This is a genomic window from Mucilaginibacter flavidus, from assembly GCF_024055575.1.
Taxonomy (GTDB): Bacteria; Bacteroidota; Bacteroidia; order Sphingobacteriales; family Sphingobacteriaceae; genus Mucilaginibacter; species Mucilaginibacter flavidus.
The window spans coordinates 1-17,725 of sequence record NZ_JAMXOE010000029.1; the positions used below are offsets into that span (position 1 = coordinate 1).

Here is a 17,725-nt window from a genome sequence, read left to right on the forward strand (position 1 = left end):
TTGATGTGTTTTCTTTCCTTGCATGCGCTAATATACTAATAATCAATGTTTTAATCAATATTTCAAAGAACTTTATTTGCAAGCCCTTATTGGCTAGCTTAGTTGCGCAACGGCCACAAGCGCAAAGAGGGTGAGCTGCAGTTCTTAATCTTTATTTTTATTCAGCACAACAAGAGCTGGCTTATGATAAACTGTCGAGTTTGGCTCTACACTTTTAGTCAGCCAAACATTGCCGCCAATAGTGCTGTGGTGCCCTATTGTGGTTTCGCCTCCCAGTATGGTAGCACCGGAGTATATCACCACGTAGTCTTCAACCGTTGGGTGGCGCTTTGTAAAAGCCATATTTTTGGATACGCTTAAGGCGCCAAGGGTAACGCCCTGGTACAACTTAACGTGCTTGCCAATAACGCAGCTTTCGCCAATTACAATGCCGGTGCCATGATCAATGTGAAAATATTCATCAATCTGCGCCGCAGGGTGAATGTCGATGCCTGTTTTTGAGTGAGCGTACTCGGTTAATATACGTGGCAACAATGGTACATCATGCTGATATAATACATGCGCCAGCCGGTAAAATGATATGGCAAAAAAGCCGGGATAAGTGCGAATCACTTCAAACTCAGTGCGCGCAGCCGGGTCGCCTTCAAAAATTTCCTGTATATCGGTATTCAGCAGGCGGTAAACCTCGGGCAGCTGTTCAAAAACCGATTTTGACAGTTGGTCGCTATCACAGTTTTCACAGGCTTTGGTGGCACTCATCACCAGGCAAAGCTCGTTCCGCAACTTTTTGAACTCGTCCTTTAATTCGGCTATGGTGTGAAACTCCTGTTTGGATTGCTCCGGGAATAATAGCCGGATCACCTGCAGGGCCCAGGCAGCTATTTCCCTGTTTGATGCTACTGCCTCGGTTTTGTCGTGTTTATCAAACAACTGCCGGTAAAAATCTTCATTGGTCATTTATTTATTAATAATTGGTTGCATTCAAATTTTACTGTGAATGGCTTTAAAGGTAATTTAATCTTTCCCTAAAACTATAGACCTAATAGTATATTTGAAATTACAAGTTTATATAAAATATTGTTGTTGGTTTGTAAATTTAGAGATTAGTGTTCTAGTCCGGAAAGTCGGAAAAGACCGTAAGTCCAAAAGACGCTGCAATTGGCGCTTAGTGACATTCCTATTTTTTTACTTTCGGTCTTTCGGACTTCAAAAATTAAACCTTTTACCAAACCTAAGCTCTAACCTCCGACCGGGAATAATTAAAAAAATTTTGATTGTGTCAAACTTACACTATATTTACCATCACCAATTATTAAACCAATGAGTACCAGGAGATCGTTTCTTAAAACTTCGGCCGTGCTATCTGCCGGGTTATTAGTAGCCCCACAACTGTTTGCCTACGACAAAAAGTATATCGGCCTGCAATTATACACTGTTAGGGATGCTATGGGCGCCGACCCTGTTGCTGCTTTAACCAAGGTTGCACAAATAGGCTACACATCTGTTGAAGGCGCTACCTACACGGGCAGCGAAAAATTCTACGGAATGGATTCGGCTAAATTTGCTGCGCTTTTAAAATCAAATGGTTTAATAATGCCCAGCAGTCACTACCGTTTAGGCGAGGACAGCAAGGACATGAAAGGCACCATATTAAACGATTGGCAAAAAGCTGTTGACGACGCCGCCACTGTTGGGGTAAAATACATGGTTTGCGCATGGTTGTCGCCGGTTGAACGTGGCAAAATTGACCACTACAAAAAAATAGCAGGTGATTTAAATACCGCAGGCGAGATCTGCAAAAAAGCAGGTATGCAGCTTTGCTACCATAACCACGATTTTGAATTTATACAGGAAGACGGAAAATATCCATACGAAGCGTTATTGGCTGCAACTGATAAAGACCTGGTAAAAATGGAGATGGACCTTTATTGGGTAACCAAAGCCAACCAGGACCCTATTAAGCTGATCAATGAGCATCCGGGCCGGTTCCCGCTATGGCATGTTAAGGATATGGATAAAACCGAAAAACGCAATTTTACGGAAGTAGGTAACGGCGTTATCGACTTTAAAAACATATTCAAGCACGCTAAGAAGGCCGGTTTAAAATACTTCTTTGTTGAGCAGGACGTTTGCCCAGGCAACCCTTACGACAGCATCACCACCAGCATCAACTACATTAAGAGCAACTTAGTTTAACAATCTTTACAATCAATCAACTCAGGCCGGGTAGTTTAATTACGCCCGGCTTTTTTATTGTGTGAAAACTTCGATGGTGTTTTGGTCATCGCCGCCACCGCGTTTTGGGGCGCCAGCCGCAATGTATATTTTGCTTTTGTAAACTATAGCCTGCGTATCGTGCCGGCCGGTTACCAGGTGGGGTAGTTTTATCCATGTACCGGATTTTGTGTCAAAAGCGTCCACTTCATTGTGCGATGGCACCTGCGTGCTGCTTTCGCCGCCCATCACAACCAGCATTTGTTTAAAAGCCACAGCCGTACCACCGGCCCTGAGCGTGGGCAGGTTTTGGGTTGATGGCAGGGTTGTCCACCGCTTGGTTTTAAAATCAAATACATCCACATCGGGGATGGTAAGTTGTATAACTTCGTTTGTTTTGCCTGATGTGCGCCGGCCCGCCGCAAAATATAATTTGCTGCCAATTACTGCTGCATGGGCATGGTCGCGGCCACGCGGAGCGTCGGGCATCGTACGCCAGGTGCCTGCTTCGGGGTCAAACTCGTCCATCCATGTTGCCGTGCCTTCAAAATGCCCATCCTGTATGCCGCCGACCAGGTAAATCTTTCCCTTGTAAACAACGGTGCCGCCGCTACCACGCAGTCTCCCGGCGGGCATGGCAGGGCCTTTTTGCCATTGGTTTGTTTGGGTATCGTATATGTAGATATTCTCCAGCGGCTTTTCATGCGGATAGCCGCCGGTCATGCCGCCAACTACATATATCTTATTTTTATAGGCCACCGCCTGGAAATGGTGCATCTCAAATGGGGTGTTGCCCTTATGTGCCCAAACGTTTGCCGCCGGGTCGAACACATCAACCGTTTTAATGCCACGGCCGCCAAGCAGGTAAAAGTGGTTGTTAACTTCAACGAAGCCGCAGTCTTCGCGCTTAACAGGTGCATCCTGTGCGGCAATTATTTCCCAGCCCCCCGAAGTTGTTTTTGTGTTATCCTGTGCAAACAGGCTAAAGGTAAACACAGTAAGGACAATCATACCGGCGGTGAATTTCTTCATGATAATTGGTTTCTTTAAAAATAGGATTTAATTATGGTTTAATAAATCGGCTTCTCCCTAATTCTTCGTATGTTACCATATGAAAATCAAAATAAGTTGTGGTTTATTGTTAGCTGCTGTTTTTTCGGTTGCAACATTTGGAAAAGCGCACGCCCAGGCTGAACAAAAAGAGCTGGCAGTTGGCGATAAAATGCCGGCATTTGCGCTTACCGATCAAAACGGAAAACGCTTTAGCAGTGCTGATTATGTAGGTAAAAATTTTCTGGTAATTTATTTTTACCCAAAGGATGAAAGCATGGTTTGCACCAAAGAAGCCTGCCAGTTTAGGGACAGCTTTAATGATTTCACCAAAGCCGGCGCCAAAGTAATCGGCATAAATGCCGGTACGGTTGAAAGCCATAAGAGCTTCACCGACCATTACAAGCTGCCTTTTATTTTATTAAGCGACCCGGATAACGTAGTTTATCATAAATTCGGGGTAAAAAATAAAATGTTTATGACCGGCCGCCAAACGTTTGTGGTTGATAAAGAAGGTAAAATAGCATTTACTTACACAGCAATGATGCAGGGCAAAAAACACGCGGACGATGCACTGGCGTTTGTGAAAGGACATAAGTGAGGTAGTTTATAGTTGATCCCGCACGTGCGGGATAGTTCATGGTAGCGGCAAGCCCATGGCTAATGGCCCCTGTAGCAACAGATGTTCATAGCGCAATGGGTTCCATCGCCTATATCTAAATGCTATTGATAACATTTTGCGGCCATTAACTGTTAACTTACTATACACTACTTTTTCGGCTATGAACTATCAACTATGAACTAATCATGATAACATCTCTCAAAATCTTCTTCAGCCTGCTCTTTATCTGGATGTGCTACCAGGTAATAAATACCAGCATTCACAGCAACCTATTTGAACAATGGAACTTTTTAGGCGGCATACCCTGGATGCGGGCTACCCTTTGGGATTTTTATGCCAATGTAGCTGCTATTTTTTTATGGGTTTGCTGCAAAGAAAAAAGCGTGGTGCTGATGATCATCTGGCTTATATTATTGGTAGCTTTAGGCAGCATTGCTACCTGCGGTTATGTGCTGATACAACTGTTTAAGCTTAAACCGAACGAAGGATTGAAAGAATTTTTTAGCAAACAAAATGGATAATCATTCAGTATGGGCGCTGGCGCTTTATAGTTTAATAGCCTGCTGCGTAATCATGTTTTTTGTATGGCTGTGGTCGTACAAAATAAAAAATGCAGGCGTGGTTGATATTTTCTGGTCATATAACTTCCCTGTTATCGCCATCATATTGTTATTACTGGCGCCGGGATTTGAAATGCGCAAGATTTTGCTTTGTAGCATGGTGATTATTGCCGGGGTACGATTGGGCACTCATTTAGCGGTGCGGGTTTTAAAACACCTGCACGAAGAAGAACCGCGATATGCTCAAATCCGTAAAGAGTGGGGAGCAAGCGCCGAGGTAAAAATGGCCGGCTTTTTCCAAATGCAGGCAGCAAGTAATGTGTTGCTGGCCATACCATTTTTTATCGTCGCGATGAATACCAACACTGAACTGTCGCTATTTGAATATGCCGGTGCTATTTTATGGCTGATAAGCGTAATTGGCGAGGCAACTGCAGACCAGCAACTGGCCAATTTTAAAAAGAATCCGGCAAACAAAGGCAAAGTTTGCGACACCGGCCTATGGGGTTACTCACGGCACCCAAACTACTTTTTTGAGTGGCTGATGTGGGTGTCATATTTTGTATTCGCGCTGGGGTCGCCTTATGGATATTTAGCTATAATTAGTCCGGCTATTATTTTATACCTGCTTACGAAGGTTACCGGCATTCCGGCTACCGAGCAGCAGTCTTTACGGTCGAAAGGGGAAGCGTTTAAAAGGTACCAGGAAAAAGTGAGTGTGTTTGTGCCGTGGTTTAGAAAAGTTTGAAGAAGAGTCAAGAACCAAGAAAAAAACGCTTTGACATCATCACTTACGAAGCGTTTCCAAACTTGGCTCTTGATTCTTGACTCTTGGTTCTCATACCTCTATTCCCCATGGCTCTAAAAAAATCACTATTCACAATCCATCTCCAATAAAAAAACGTAAACTGCTTAAACAAACAAAAACAACAAACGAGCCGGCTTTTGCCAACCCTATTACATGTGGTACGATAAACTGATTGAACAAAATAAAGTCCCTGATTTTTTGCTGAGGCAGGGCATCCGCAAATTATTAAAGCAACGGCTAGCCGACGAGAATAAAGGCGATGTTGAAGCGCAGCAGGCACACCTGATGACTTTGATTGACAAACTAAAAGCATCGCCTATTGCGGTTAATACCGTTGATGCCAACCATCAGCATTACGAAGTGCCCACTAAATTTTACCAGTACTGCCTGGGCAAAAACCTAAAATATTCAAGCTGTTATTATAAACCCGGTGTAACTAGCCTCGACCTGGCTGAGGACGATATGCTGGCGCTTACTTGTGAAAGGGCAGAGCTTAAAAACGGGCAGCAGGTATTGGAACTTGGCTGCGGCTGGGGTTCGCTATCGCTTTACATGGCGGCGAAATACCCCGACAGTACTTTTAAGGTGGTATCGAATTCGCGTACACAAAAAATGCATATCGACGAACAGGCTGCGCTGCGGGGCATTACCAATTTAATGGTGATAACTGCGGACATGAACACCTTTAAAATTGACGACCAGTTTGACCGGGTGGTATCGGTAGAGATGTTTGAGCACATGCGTAATTATACTTTGTTAATGAAAAAGGTAGCGTCGTGCCTGAAACCGGATGGCAAGCTGTTTATTCATATTTTTACCCATAAAGAATACGCCTACCTGTTTGAGGTAATTGACGATACCGACTGGATGAGCAAATATTTTTTTACCGGCGGCATTATGCCCAGCGACGACCTTTTATTTTATTTTAACGATGATTTGGTAGCTGAGCAGCACTGGCATGTAAACGGCACACATTACGGCAAAACAGCCGAGGACTGGCTGAAAAACATGGACAGACACAAAGCCGAAATTATGCCATTGTTTGAAGATACCTACGGAAAAGATCAGGCAGTGAAATGGTGGGTTTACTGGCGGATATTTTATATGGCCTGTGCCGAACTGTGGAATTATAACAATGGCAACGAATGGATTGTAAGCCATTATTTGTTTCATAAAACGCGCCAATCGTAGAGACACAAGTATTGTGTCTCTACATAAAAATAACATATGATTAGATTTTACATTTTAATTATTCTCTTCCTCATTTCACTGCTTTGCATATTTAAGGCGCCCGAATATCATTTGTGGCTGCTGGCCATAAACGTTACCGAATTCCCTATGCTATTTGCAAGTATTACCATATTTATGCTGGCTATTGGTATCTGGATACAGCGTTATCAAATGGCAGGGACGGTTTTAGGGCTGATTACGCTGGCGATTTTCCTTTCCCCTATTGTGCGCGCTTACTGGGTATCAAAAGACATAAAACAGGATATGGCGCAAGCGTTCGGCACCAAAGAAAATGGCGAAACTGCCTTCAGTTTTTTCAGGATGTTTAAATCCGCTGAAGGTGTCAAATACAAAACCATCGCCTATGTAAAATATAGCGACACATCAATGGCTATGGATTTCTACCCGGCGCAGTTGCCCGGAGGTTCACGGCTTATCCCCAATATGGACGAAGCAGAATATGAGAAAATGAAACGACCGTGTGTCATTGTGGTTCACGGCGGTTCGTGGGCTGGTGGCGACAGTCAACAATTGCCGGAACTCAACAGTTATTTGGCGTTAAGGGGTTACAATGTGGCCTCTATAAACTACCGCATGGCACCCAAATGGCAAACGCCCGCACCTGTTGAGGATATAAAGGCAACCATAGCCTACTGTCGCCAGCATGCGGATGAGTTACATATCGACACTGATAACTTCATATTAATAGGCCGCTCGGCAGGAGCGCAGATTGCTTTGCTGGCAGCTTATACCATGCACGAACCCGCTTTAAAAGGTGTGGTTGATTTTTATGGCCCGGCAGATATGGTTTGGGGGTATTCTATACCGTCCAACCCGTTAATTATGGATTCGCGGAAAGTCATGGAGCAATATATTGGCGGGCCTTACAGCAAAGTTCCGCAGAAATATGTGGCCTGCTCGCCTTTGGAATTTGTAAACAGGCAGTCCGTTCCGACCCTTATTATTCATGGTAATAATGATGTGCTGGTTTCGCCCGAGCATAGCCGCCGCCTCGATTTAAAACTGACACAAAATGGCATCAAACATTACTGGCTGAAACTGCCGTGGGCAACTCATGGGTTTGATTATAATTTGAACGGGCCGGGCGGGCAATTGTCTACTTATGCGGTGGAGACATTTTTGAAAACGGTAATGGGCGAAGCCCTAAATAAATAATTTTTTCGCCCTCTTTTTGCTTGCAAAGAGAGGGCAGGTCGAGCGAAGCAACGACCGGGTGAGTCCTCTTGAGGCGGCGTTAACGCAAATACATTAGCGCCAATGCACGGCGGCGTTGACTCACCCCGACCTCGCTTCGCTGGTCGACCCTCTCTGCGCAAGCGCAAAGAGGGTGAGCTACAGTTCTTATTTAACCAATATGTTATCGCCACTACAAAATAAGCTAGTAGGCAAAAAAATTGAATATAACAAATGAACCAACCAGATATTAGTTCCCCCTTTAGGGAGTTAGGGGGCCCCCGCGTCGCTATAATAGGAACCGGTATTGCCGGTATGGGCTGTGCACATTTTTTACATGAAGTCGCCGACTTAACCGTTTACGAGCAAGCCGATTATGTGGGCGGGCATACCAACACGGTTACCGTTGATGAGGATGGCAAGCCGGTTTATATTGATACCGGGTTTATGGTATTTAATTTTGAAACTTATCCCAACCTGTGCAGGCTGTTTGATGAGATAAAGGCGCCCATTAAAAAAACGGATATGTCCTTCAGCGTGCAGCATATGCCGAGCGGGTTGGAGTACAGCGGGTCGAGTGTTAACCACCTCTTTGCCCAGCGTAAAAACATTTTCAACCTGCGCTATATCAAAATGCTGAACCAGATTGGCCGCTTCAATAAAGAAAGCGTTAAAATACTGGACGACCCGAAATATGCCAACTATTCGATAGGTGAATATATTAAGGAGTTTAATTTTGGCGAGGATATGCTGTGGAGATACTTGGTGCCGATGAGTTCTGCTGTTTGGTCGACGCCGATGGAGCAGATGCTGGATTTCCCGGCGGTGACATTGATCCGCTTCTTTCTGAATCATGGTTTTTTAGGGTTGGACACCCAACACCAATGGTATACCTTAGAAAAAGGCAGCCAGGCTTACCGCGAAATTTTGATAAAGCCCTTTAAAGATAAAATACACGTTAATCGCAAAGCCATAAAGGTAACCCGTGAAGATGGCAAGGTTACCGTGCACGCTTCGGATGGTTCGCAGGAGATATTTGACCGGGTGATTATTGCCAGTCACGGCGACCAGGCTTTGGCCATGCTGGGCAACCCAACCAACGAAGAGCAGAGATTGCTATCCAATTTTAAATATCAATACAACAAAGCAGTATTGCATACCGATAAAAGTATCATGCCCCAAAAAAAGCTGGCCTGGAGCAGTTGGAACTACAGTATAAAAATGCAGGACGGCAAGCTAAGCCCAACCACCATTTACTGGATGAACAGGTTGCAGGGCGTATCTGATAAAAAGGATTACTTCGTATCGATAAACCCACACGAAGGATTGGACGAAAACAAAATAATAAAAGAGCTGGATTACGATCACCCCCTGTTTGACGTTCCGGCAATAAGTGCCCAGGCAGAATTGCAAACGTTAAATCAAAACGGCCCCATATACTTTTGCGGCAGTTATTTTAAATATGGCTTTCATGAAGATGCTTTTGCAAGTGCAGTGGCGTTATGCTCACAGTTGTTGGAGAAGCCTGTTTATGAATAGCGTATGCAAGCATTTAGTCCGCTTTTTTCGATACGTGTAACAAGAAAAGCTACTGATAACCAGTCCGATATTAGAAAATACAAAAAATAAAATAAACTATTGACAATAATAATTGTCTATCATTTCAAACAAGGATATTATTATGAAAAAGTTAATTTTAATAGCAGCAATAATATTTGGCTGCTTGTCGATAAAAACAGCCGATGCACAAGTTAGCGTTAGCTTAGGATTAAACATAGGCAGTCAGCCTGATTGGGGTCCGGTAGGCTACGATCATGCCGATTATTATTATATGCCGGATATTGACACTTATTACGACGTACCTACGCATCGTTATGTTTACCTCGAAAACAACGTCTGGGTGCACCGTACTTATTTACCTGCAAGGTATGCCAATTACGATCGTTACCATGGCTACAAAGTAGTGGTAAATGAGCGTAATCCGTGGGAACGCCACGACGTTTACCGTACCAGGTATGCAAACTACAGGGGCCGCAGGGACCAGGTAGTAATCCGCGACAGCCGCGACGAACGTTACCGCAACCACTGGCATGATAATGGCAACCATAATGGCCAGCGGGACCATGGCGACAGGGGACGCGGGCATGACCGGGGCGAAGGCCATGACAGAGGCGAAGGCCATGACAAGGGTCACGGACACGGCCACGATCGCGACTAATTACGCGTATAACCTACAATTAAATAGAATTGCCCTGGCGTTTGCCGGGGCTTTTTTTTGTTTTAATTATTTACCTAGTTTCTTCACCACCTTATTTATTGCATCGCCCCAAAAGTTCCCTAAGGCTGCTGCGCCCTGTTTATTAGGGTGAAGATAAAACGTTCCCTGGTGACCTTGCTCGGGCTGCAAATCGGTAGTTGAATGTTTTTTGAAATAGTCAAAGCCTTTGGTGTCGCCAACAAAAACACGTTTGGGGTAGGTGGCGGCGTAGTCCTGTACCAGTAAGTCAATTTCAGCGAGATAGTTGGTTAGGCGTTCCAACCCTTCGGCAAGGTACCTGGCGCCATTATAGGTATTGGGGCTATACCAAACCGGGTGCTGGAAAATAACAACGGAAGACGGGAATTCCTTGAGCAGGCTATCAGCAATCAGTTTTAAATTCTGGTAGTAGTTTTCAGGAAAAACAGGTGCACCGCGCGGGCCTTCAATTGCACTGTCATTAGTACCCAGCTTTATCGAAAATATCAGCAGGGCTTGTTTATCGTTAAACGATTGTGCTGCCTTTTCAACATCTTTAAAAACGCCATTTGTGGTTGGCAAAAAATCGACAGTGGTATAACCACCATGCCCCTGGTTTGCAATTTCGACCTTGCCTATGTTCGATTGCTGTTTCAGGTAATTTGCAGCAATAACCGGTGGGGCTTCTGCTGCGGGATCGGCAAGGCCGGCGCCGTACGTTATACTGTTGCCGATGAATACGATATTGAGATCTTTTTTGCCTTGTGCAAAAAGGTTGATTACGCTAAATAGCATTAATGCTATTAGTAGCGGTGTTTTAAATCTTATCATAATTATATCGACAACTGGTTTAAATCAATCTTTTTGTCATTCTGAACGCAGTGAAGAACTATCTCTTGAGCGCAGTGAAAAATCTTCTACACGCGATTTAAACGCTGGACAGGGAGTATCGGCGACTTCTCAGTTTTATAAGATTCTTCGCTGTCGCTCAGAATGACAAAAAAGGCTTTTCTTATTCACTACTCTCCACTCACCACTTCACCCCCATATTCCAAAACATAAACGCCCATTTGTCAACCTGGCCGCTTATAACCTGCTCGGTGCTTTGGCCTGCGCCGTGGCCCGCCTTGGTTTCAATGCGGATGAAGGTTGGCGCCGGGCCTTTCTGATATTCCTGCAGGCGCGCCGCAAACTTAAATGAGTGTGCAGGCACTACACGGTCGTCATGATCGGCAGTGGTAACCATAGTGGCAGGGTAGCTGGCCGGTTTCAAAGCATGATAAGGCGAATATTTGTACAAATAGTCGAACATTTCTTTGCTGTCTTCTGCTGTGCCGTAGTCATAGCTCCAGCCGGCGCCGGCGGTAAACTTGTTATAACGCAGCATATCCATTACCCCAACTGCCGGGAACGCCACCTTACACAAATCGGGCCGTTGGGCCATTACCGCACCCACCAGCAAGCCGCCGTTTGAGCCGCCCGAAATAGCCAGGTAGTCTTTTGAAGTGTATTTATGTTTGATGAGATATTCGGCTGCGGCAATAAAATCGTCGAACACATTTTGCTTCTTCATTTTAATACCTGCTTTGTGCCATTTTTCGCCGTACTCGCCGCCGCCGCGCAGGTTGGGTACTGCGTAAATGCCGCCGTGCTCCATCAAAATAATATTTGATGTACTAAAGGCCGGGGTAAGACTGATGCTGAAACCGCCATAAGCATAAAGCAATAATGGGTTTTTACCATTCATTACCGTACCCTTTTTGTAGGTAATGATCATCGGGATTTTGGTGCCATCTTTCGATGGGTAAAAAACCTGTTTGCTTTCGTACTGTTCCGGGTCGAATTGCACACCTGACTTTTTGTAGATGGTTGAAACGCCTGTAGCTATATCCAGCTTAAAAATAGTGCCCGGGTAAACATAGTTGGTAAAGGTGAAATAGGTTTCCTTCTCTTCCTTTTTTGTGCCGAAGCCGCTGGCAGTGCCAATTGATGGAAGGGTAATAGTACGCTCTAGCTTGCCTTCCATATCATATTGCTGCACAAACGAGGTGGCATCCTTTAAATACTCGGCAAATATTTTACCGCCGCCGGTTGTGGCGCTCAACACGTTGGTGGTTTGGGGTATCAAATCCTTCCAGTTTTTTGGCTTTGGGTCGGAGGCATCAACGGTAACAATTTTAAAATTTGGCGAGTACAGGTTGGTAACGATATAAAGCCTGCTGCCTGCGTTATCCAGTACGGAATGCTGGTTATCAAAATTATCGATAACGTTAATAATTAAGCTGTTCGGGTTGCTTAAATCCTGTATATAAAGCTCGTTGCCGGTAGTTTCTTTTGCGGCAGATATAATTAAGAACCGCTCGTCCTCGGTTAAATGCGCGCCGATGTACCGGCGTGGCGTGGTGTCGCCGCCAAAAATCAACACATCGCTGCTTTGTGCCGTGCCCAGTTTGTGATAAAACAGTTTATGGTATTGAGTAATACCCGCCAGTTGGCTTCCAGCCTTCGGCTTATCATAGCTGCTGTAATAAAAACCCTCGTTACCCTTCCAGGCTATGCCGCTGAATTTTACGTCGATAAGGGTATCGCCTATCATGCTTTTATCAGCAGTTTTTATTACGATAACCTTGCGCCAGTCGCTGCCGCCTTCTGATAGCTGGTAGGCTGCCATGCTACCATCTTTGGTAAAATCGATCCCCTGTAATGAAGTGGTGCCATCAGCCGAGAATTTATTAGGGTCGAGGAATATTTCGGGCGCTCCGTCCCCTATTTGTCTCCATAAAACAGATTGACTTTGCAGGCCATCGTTTTTATAAAAATAGGTGTACTGGCCCTCTTTAAAAGGTGCGCTGTATTTTTCGTAATTCCATAATTGTTTAAGCCTGGCGTGCATGGCATCGCGGTAAGGTATCTGGCTTAAATAGTCGTATGTTACCTTATTTTCTTCCAGTACCCAGGCTTTGGTATCGGCGGCGCGATCATCTTCCAGCCAGCGGAATGGGTCGGGCACCTGGGTGCCGAAATAGGTAGTTACAGTATCAACTTTTTTGGTAGCGGGGTAGGTGAGTGTTTTAGTATTCATTTGTTGAGCAAAGGCAAAGCTGCAAAATAAAACAGCTGTGCATAAACAGTTAATAGTTTTCATTGCAAGGGTTAGTTGGTACGCTAAGATAGGATTTTTTGGGAGAAGTCGGAAAAGTCAGGAAAGACCGGAAAGTCGGAAAAGTCCGAAAGATAGGAAAGACAGGAAAGATGTGAAAGTTCTATATTGGTGATTTCGTTCTCAGCCCGCAGAAAAAGTCGTCGTTGCTAAGATACCTGCTTGCTTTTTTGACGGTATGTTTTTACAAGCACAATTATGCCTGCGGTAAGCATTAAGCCTAATGATGCGGCACCAGTAACAATGCGCCAGGTTTCATGCTTTTGCACGCCATTTATCAAGGTGGTAATATTTATGACTACTGTACAAATAAATATAAAGTAAAATACTACCCGGCTGTTTTTATTCATGGCGCTGTTGTATTATCCTTCGGCAGTTGTTTTGCGGTTTTTGATAAAGGCATTGATAATAATAGCTGCAATCACCACAAAAAACAACCCGCCAACAGATGCCAGCACAATGCGCCAGGTTTGGTGTTGGTCAATACCCTTAAAAATGCTGTTTACGCTGATGGCGATAAAACCTATGGAGGTGATGAAGGGAATGAGCAGCTTTTTGTCGATGCCTTTTTGCATGTTGCTAATATAGATAAGTAAGAACGGAATAAAAAATCTCCCAAACGCTTTTAGGTGCTACACCGGTAGCGATGAGCTGATTGATCATAACCAGTTGGAAGATTTAAGTACCTAAATTGATTTTAATTTAAGCCATATTTCATACCACGTAGCTTTCGGCTTGCTGATTTCTAAAAGAAACCTTTCTTCGTCTGCCGACCGTAGGTAAACGAACGCGTCATCGAAAGTCAATGTCATCTTTTTGACGAAAAGTATTTCATCACAATATTCCTTGTAGGATGCCTCGCGGGTATCAGACCATATTGATTTTCTGACGGACGATCTTTTTGAGTTCAATACCTATCTAAAAAATTACGGATGTTTATTATTAATCTTTCCTGCGTCCTCCAGCTCAATATCCATCTGGTCGTCGTATTTAAAGCGGTATAGTACCCAATCGCTTTGCGGCTTGTAAAAAATAAAGGTAAACCGCAGGGGCTGCACTTCGTGTTTAACCAGGTAGCTGTAAAAATAAAGGCTGTTTGAGGCATTTTTTTGGGAGATAAGATCCTTGCCCAAATACATGCCTATCCCCTGCCGTAACGAATCGAGCTTGGCTTTTAGCTGGGTGATGCCGGCTGTGTTGGTGAAATATTTATTGGTGCCGAAAAGGAAGTCGATAGCCGCAGATGTGCCGTCGTTTTTATATTTTTTAAAGAAAGTATCAACCACGCTAACGGCGCTTCTGCCTACTGCGGGTAGTGCCACGGCCGCCTTGGCAGCGACAGGTTTGGCCGCCGGTTTGGCAGCGGCCGGTTTAGCCTGCGCATTTGCATACACAATGCTGCAGCAAAATATCCCTGCTAATAAAAAGGATTTCGCGATTAATTTTAAGTTCAAGTGTTTCATGGTATGTGTTTTAACGCCCCAAAGTAAATAAAAAAGCCTGCTATTTTGAATAGCAGGCCTGTTTTTTTGTTGATTGGGTTGGATTGAGTTGATGAAATTGGGGTTAGATAACTTAATCAACCACTCACATAATCAACTCAATCAACCGCTCCACTACTTAGCCACGTACATTACTTCCTTAACGGCTTTAATTACGCGGTCGGCATTTGGCAGGTATTCCTGTATAAGCGTTGGTGCATAAGGCAATGGCACGTCGCCGCCCATAATGCGCAGTACCGGTGCATCCAAATAATCAAATGCATCTTTTTGTACTTTAAAGGCAATCTCGGTAGCTATTGACCCTAATGGCCAGCTTTCTTCAACTATAACCAAACGGTTTGTTTTTTTAACAGAAGCAATAACGGTATCATAATCGATAGGGCGCACGGTGCGCAAATCAATCACTTCGGCGTGGATGCCTTCTTTTTCCAACTCGGCAGCGGCGGCATTAACAACTTTCATTATTTTACCAAAGCCAACCAAAGTAACATCGCTGCCTTCTTTGGTAACGTTTGCTTTGCCAAGCGGGATATAATATGTTTCTTCCGGAACTTCGCCTTTATCGCCATACATCAATTCCGATTCCATAAAAATAACCGGATCCGGGTCGATTATTGACGATTTCAGCAGGCCTTTTGCATCATAAGGGTTTGATGGCACAACCACCTTTAAGCCGGGACAGTTGGCATACCAGCTTTCGAAGCACTGGCTGTGCTGCGAGCTTAGCATACCCGCGTTACCGGTTGGGCCGCGAAATACGATAGGCACCGAGAACTGGCCACCGCTCATCGACATGATTTTTGCCGCGCCGTTTATGATCTGGTCGATTGCTACCAGCGAGAAGTTAAACGTCATGAACTCGATAATTGGCTTTAAACCATTCATTGCCGAGCCTATACCTATACCGGCGAAACCGCATTCAGAGATAGGAGTATCAATTACGCGCTTGGCGCTAAATTCGTCGAGCATGCCCTGGCTAACTTTGTAGGCGCCATTATATTCAGCAACCTCTTCACCCATCAGGTATATCTTATCGTCGTTGCGCATTTCTTCGGACATTGCCTCGCGCAGCGCTTCTCTGAACTGTATTTCTCTCATCGTTTTAAAAAATATGCTTTTTTAGCGAACGCAAATATAAGCAATGAACTGTGATTTGCAATTGAGATGTGAGATATGAGACGTGAGATTTGAGATTTAAGATGGAATGTGGCTTTTAGAGGTTTAAAATGCCCGGTTTCGGGCTATTTATCTCGCCGAAAGGTTAAACACCGTCGCTATAATATGGACCGAGCCGATGGCTCTTGAAAATGGATTTGTTATTTCGCCACCGGGTTGAAACCCGGCGCTACAATATGAATCGAGCCGATGGCTCTTTAAGACAGGTTACATAGGGAATTTAGATTTACGAAGTTTTAAAAACTTCGTAAATCTTTCTTAACATCTGCCAACTGCCCACTCAAAACTGCAAACTCTATTTCCGCTCCCCTTTCATCTTCGACGCAATCTCCAAAGCCCGGTAAGCATTCACAATACCACCGGTTTTGCTAAGCGTACCAAAATCAACCTTGGTATTGGTGCCGGGTTTGTTTACCATTACGCCTTTTACAGGTGTGGCGCATTCTAAAATAATTTGCTTGAGCTGTTTGGCGCTCAAGTCGGGGTAGTATTCGAGGCACAGGGCCGCTATGCCGGTAACAATCGGGGCCGAAAAGCTGGTTCCGTCGGCGGTATTAAATTCGGCATCGGTATCAATCGATGTTACTTTGGCGCCGGGGGCGAAAACGTCAACGCTGTTTTTACCATAGTTGCTGAAGGTGGCGGCCAGCAGGGTATCGGGCTTGGGACCAGATGCGCCTACACTGATTACGTTATCGGTTGTTGAGCCATCCAGGTAAGTATCATTCGGGAACTCCGGTTTGGCGTCCATGTCTTCATTGTCGTTACCCGAGGCCTGTACCAGCAGCACATCTTTCGATGCGGCGTACTTAAAGGCGGCATCAACCCAATCTTTGTGCGGCGATAGTTTTTTACCGAAGCTCATGTTGATGACCTGCGCGCCATGGTCTACAGCGAAACGTATGGCATTGGCAATATCTTTATCGTATTCGTCGCCATTAGGCACTGCTTTTATCGACATGATGCGCACATTATCGGCCACGCCATCAATACCATAACCATTATTGCGAATTGCACCAATCAGGCCGGCTACACCAGTGCCGTGCGATGCATCTTCGTTTTTAAGCACATTGTTGCCATAGGGTTTGCCATCGTTAACGTCCGGATCGTCGCCAACTATGCGTGCGCGGGCGTCAAGGTCTGGCGTAATGTTATTGTTTAGCTTGGCATTGTATTCGGTAATATCCTTTAGCACCTTTGCGTTATCGGATGCCCCGCCTATCTGTCCGAAAACCGATTCCCAAACGGTTTTGCTTTGCGTTACTGTATCATTCGCGGTATGTATTTTAGCCAGGTCGGCCATCGTAAATGTCTGGTCCGATTTTAATTTCAGCTCCCTTTTAATATAGTGGTTGGTAGCCGACAAAATATTAAGCTCGTAGCCCACATCCTTTGCCTCGCGCAGGGTTTTGCTCATGGTGCTGTCGTAAGTCATTTTTACTTTTTCCCAGTAGGCAAACTCTTTTTCCTGTCCTACAGGTGCAGTGGTAACCGCAATGTATTTGCTCTTAAGCTTGTTATATTGCCTTACTTCTTCGGTGGTTTCGGTGAAATCAACCTTGCGGTCTTTTCCGCCTAAAAAATCCCAGCCGTGCACATCGTCAACATAGCCATCGCCATCATCATCCTTGCCGTTGTTTGGTATTTCTTTGGGGTTTACCCACAGAATAGAAGCCAAGTCTTTCTGTGCGGTATCTATCCCACTATCAATTGTGGTAACAATAACTGTTTTGCTTTTCTTTCCCTTTAAAAACAGGTAAGCCTGCTTTAAGCTGATGCCATAAAAGCCGTCGGTTTTTAAATCCATGGCGTGCCAGTTTTTTGGCGGATCGGCAGGTTGTTTGGGCATTTGCTGCCCGGTTGCGGTTAAGGTTAAGAAGAGAGCCCCAAGCAGGAAGGGGGTAAAGATGTAAGTGCTTAATTTCATATTGGTTGATTGGGTGAGTGGTTGATTGGGTGAATGGTTGAAAAAC

The 17,725-nt window shown here is 44.7% G+C and carries 18 protein-coding genes; 8 read left to right on the plus strand and 10 right to left on the minus strand.

Going from position 1 to position 17,725, the window contains the following annotated elements; genetic code table 11:
• Nucleotides 1–144: 144 nt before the first annotated feature.
• Nucleotides 145–957, minus strand: a complete 813-nt coding sequence (gene epsC, locus NAF19_RS26670) for a serine O-acetyltransferase EpsC (protein ID WP_252793422.1) — start codon at nt 955–957, stop codon at nt 145–147.
• A 363-nt stretch (nt 958–1,320) separates the two neighbouring features.
• Between epsC and NAF19_RS26675 the strand changes: the two genes are divergently transcribed.
• Nucleotides 1,321–2,196, plus strand: coding sequence for a TIM barrel protein (locus tag NAF19_RS26675; protein WP_252793423.1), 876 nt, complete (start codon nt 1,321–1,323; stop codon nt 2,194–2,196).
• A gap of 54 nt (nt 2,197–2,250) precedes the next feature.
• Here NAF19_RS26675 and NAF19_RS26680 read toward each other — a convergent pair whose 3' ends face one another.
• Nucleotides 2,251–3,246 carry a Kelch repeat-containing protein gene (locus NAF19_RS26680; protein ID WP_252793424.1) on the minus strand — a complete coding sequence of 332 codons (996 nt, stop codon included), beginning with the start codon at nt 3,244–3,246 and terminating at the stop codon, nt 2,251–2,253.
• A 79-nt stretch (nt 3,247–3,325) separates the two neighbouring features.
• Here NAF19_RS26680 and NAF19_RS26685 point away from each other — a divergent pair, with 79 nt between their 5' ends.
• The 7 genes from NAF19_RS26685 to NAF19_RS26715 all read left to right on the plus strand — a co-directional run bounded on the left by NAF19_RS26685 (nt 3,326) and on the right by NAF19_RS26715 (nt 9,896).
• Nucleotides 3,326–3,865, plus strand: a complete 540-nt coding sequence (locus tag NAF19_RS26685; RefSeq protein WP_252793425.1) for a peroxiredoxin — start codon at nt 3,326–3,328, stop codon at nt 3,863–3,865.
• Between the two features lie 206 nt (nt 3,866–4,071).
• Entirely contained in the window at nt 4,072–4,407 is a 336-nt protein-coding gene (locus NAF19_RS26690; protein WP_252793426.1) for a DUF1475 family protein, read from the plus strand.
• On the plus strand, nt 4,400–5,194 hold the full coding sequence (locus tag NAF19_RS26695) for a DUF1295 domain-containing protein (protein ID WP_252793427.1): 795 nt from the start codon (nt 4,400–4,402) through the stop codon (nt 5,192–5,194). Before NAF19_RS26690 ends, NAF19_RS26695 begins: the two co-directional genes overlap by 8 nt.
• A gap of 213 nt (nt 5,195–5,407) precedes the next feature.
• Nucleotides 5,408–6,445, plus strand: a complete 1,038-nt coding sequence (locus NAF19_RS26700) for an SAM-dependent methyltransferase (protein WP_252793428.1) — start codon at nt 5,408–5,410, stop codon at nt 6,443–6,445.
• Nucleotides 6,446–6,481: 36 nt separating this feature from the next.
• Nucleotides 6,482–7,660 carry an alpha/beta hydrolase gene (locus tag NAF19_RS26705; RefSeq protein ID WP_252793429.1) on the plus strand — a complete coding sequence of 393 codons (1,179 nt, stop codon included), beginning with the start codon at nt 6,482–6,484 and terminating at the stop codon, nt 7,658–7,660.
• A gap of 252 nt (nt 7,661–7,912) precedes the next feature.
• Entirely contained in the window at nt 7,913–9,217 is a 1,305-nt protein-coding gene (locus tag NAF19_RS26710; RefSeq protein ID WP_252793430.1) for an NAD(P)/FAD-dependent oxidoreductase, read from the plus strand.
• Between the two features lie 142 nt (nt 9,218–9,359).
• Nucleotides 9,360–9,896 (plus strand): hypothetical protein, encoded by a 537-nt coding sequence (locus tag NAF19_RS26715; RefSeq protein ID WP_252793431.1) that lies wholly within the window; start codon nt 9,360–9,362, stop codon nt 9,894–9,896.
• 66 nt (nt 9,897–9,962) lie between these two features.
• Here the strand turns inward: NAF19_RS26715 and NAF19_RS26720 are convergent, their stop codons facing one another.
• From NAF19_RS26720 to NAF19_RS26755, 8 genes are all read right to left on the minus strand, one after another.
• Nucleotides 9,963–10,745: an SGNH/GDSL hydrolase family protein gene (locus NAF19_RS26720; protein WP_252793432.1), complete on the minus strand. Its 783-nt coding sequence runs from the start codon at nt 10,743–10,745 to the stop codon at nt 9,963–9,965.
• Nucleotides 10,746–10,944: 199 nt separating this feature from the next.
• On the minus strand, nt 10,945–12,996 hold the full coding sequence (locus NAF19_RS26725; protein ID WP_252793433.1) for a prolyl oligopeptidase family serine peptidase: 2,052 nt from the start codon (nt 12,994–12,996) through the stop codon (nt 10,945–10,947).
• Between the two features lie 227 nt (nt 12,997–13,223).
• A complete protein-coding gene (locus NAF19_RS26730; protein ID WP_252793434.1) occupies nt 13,224–13,424 on the minus strand; it encodes a hypothetical protein in 201 nt (66 codons plus the stop codon).
• 12 nt (nt 13,425–13,436) lie between these two features.
• On the minus strand, nt 13,437–13,649 hold the full coding sequence (locus tag NAF19_RS26735) for a hypothetical protein (protein ID WP_252793435.1): 213 nt from the start codon (nt 13,647–13,649) through the stop codon (nt 13,437–13,439).
• Between the two features lie 111 nt (nt 13,650–13,760).
• Nucleotides 13,761–13,985, minus strand: coding sequence for a hypothetical protein (locus NAF19_RS26740; protein WP_252793436.1), 225 nt, complete (start codon nt 13,983–13,985; stop codon nt 13,761–13,763).
• A gap of 15 nt (nt 13,986–14,000) precedes the next feature.
• Complete coding sequence (locus NAF19_RS26745; protein ID WP_252793437.1) at nt 14,001–14,537, minus strand: hypothetical protein; 537 nt, start codon at nt 14,535–14,537, stop codon at nt 14,001–14,003.
• 153 nt (nt 14,538–14,690) lie between these two features.
• Entirely contained in the window at nt 14,691–15,674 is a 984-nt protein-coding gene (locus NAF19_RS26750) for a pyruvate dehydrogenase complex E1 component subunit beta (protein WP_252793438.1), read from the minus strand.
• Between the two features lie 373 nt (nt 15,675–16,047).
• Nucleotides 16,048–17,679, minus strand: a complete 1,632-nt coding sequence (locus NAF19_RS26755; RefSeq protein WP_252793439.1) for a S8 family serine peptidase — start codon at nt 17,677–17,679, stop codon at nt 16,048–16,050.
• Nucleotides 17,680–17,725: the final 46 nt, after the last annotated feature.

Excerpts from the sequence above, each read along its gene's own strand:
- NAF19_RS26685 (WP_252793425.1), top strand. The coding sequence starts at position 3,326 with ATGAAAATCAAAATAAGTTGTGGTTTATTGTTAGCTGCTGTTTTTTCG.
- NAF19_RS26750 (WP_252793438.1), bottom strand. The coding sequence starts at position 15,674 with ATGAGAGAAATACAGTTCAGAGAAGCGCTGCGCGAGGCAATGTCCGAA.
- NAF19_RS26680 (WP_252793424.1), bottom strand. The coding sequence starts at position 3,246 with ATGAAGAAATTCACCGCCGGTATGATTGTCCTTACTGTGTTTACCTTT.
- epsC (WP_252793422.1), bottom strand. The coding sequence starts at position 957 with ATGACCAATGAAGATTTTTACCGGCAGTTGTTTGATAAACACGACAAA.
- NAF19_RS26725 (WP_252793433.1), bottom strand. The coding sequence starts at position 12,996 with ATGAATACTAAAACACTCACCTACCCCGCTACCAAAAAAGTTGATACT.
- NAF19_RS26735 (WP_252793435.1), bottom strand. The coding sequence starts at position 13,649 with ATGCAAAAAGGCATCGACAAAAAGCTGCTCATTCCCTTCATCACCTCC.
- NAF19_RS26695 (WP_252793427.1), top strand. The coding sequence starts at position 4,400 with ATGGATAATCATTCAGTATGGGCGCTGGCGCTTTATAGTTTAATAGCC.
- NAF19_RS26690 (WP_252793426.1), top strand. The coding sequence starts at position 4,072 with ATGATAACATCTCTCAAAATCTTCTTCAGCCTGCTCTTTATCTGGATG.
- NAF19_RS26715 (WP_252793431.1), top strand. The coding sequence starts at position 9,360 with ATGAAAAAGTTAATTTTAATAGCAGCAATAATATTTGGCTGCTTGTCG.
- NAF19_RS26675 (WP_252793423.1), top strand. The coding sequence starts at position 1,321 with ATGAGTACCAGGAGATCGTTTCTTAAAACTTCGGCCGTGCTATCTGCC.
- NAF19_RS26745 (WP_252793437.1), bottom strand. The coding sequence starts at position 14,537 with ATGAAACACTTGAACTTAAAATTAATCGCGAAATCCTTTTTATTAGCA.
- NAF19_RS26755 (WP_252793439.1), bottom strand. The coding sequence starts at position 17,679 with ATGAAATTAAGCACTTACATCTTTACCCCCTTCCTGCTTGGGGCTCTC.
- NAF19_RS26720 (WP_252793432.1), bottom strand. The coding sequence starts at position 10,745 with ATGATAAGATTTAAAACACCGCTACTAATAGCATTAATGCTATTTAGC.
- NAF19_RS26730 (WP_252793434.1), bottom strand. The coding sequence starts at position 13,424 with ATGAATAAAAACAGCCGGGTAGTATTTTACTTTATATTTATTTGTACA.
- NAF19_RS26705 (WP_252793429.1), top strand. The coding sequence starts at position 6,482 with ATGATTAGATTTTACATTTTAATTATTCTCTTCCTCATTTCACTGCTT.
- NAF19_RS26700 (WP_252793428.1), top strand. The coding sequence starts at position 5,408 with ATGTGGTACGATAAACTGATTGAACAAAATAAAGTCCCTGATTTTTTG.
- NAF19_RS26710 (WP_252793430.1), top strand. The coding sequence starts at position 7,913 with ATGAACCAACCAGATATTAGTTCCCCCTTTAGGGAGTTAGGGGGCCCC.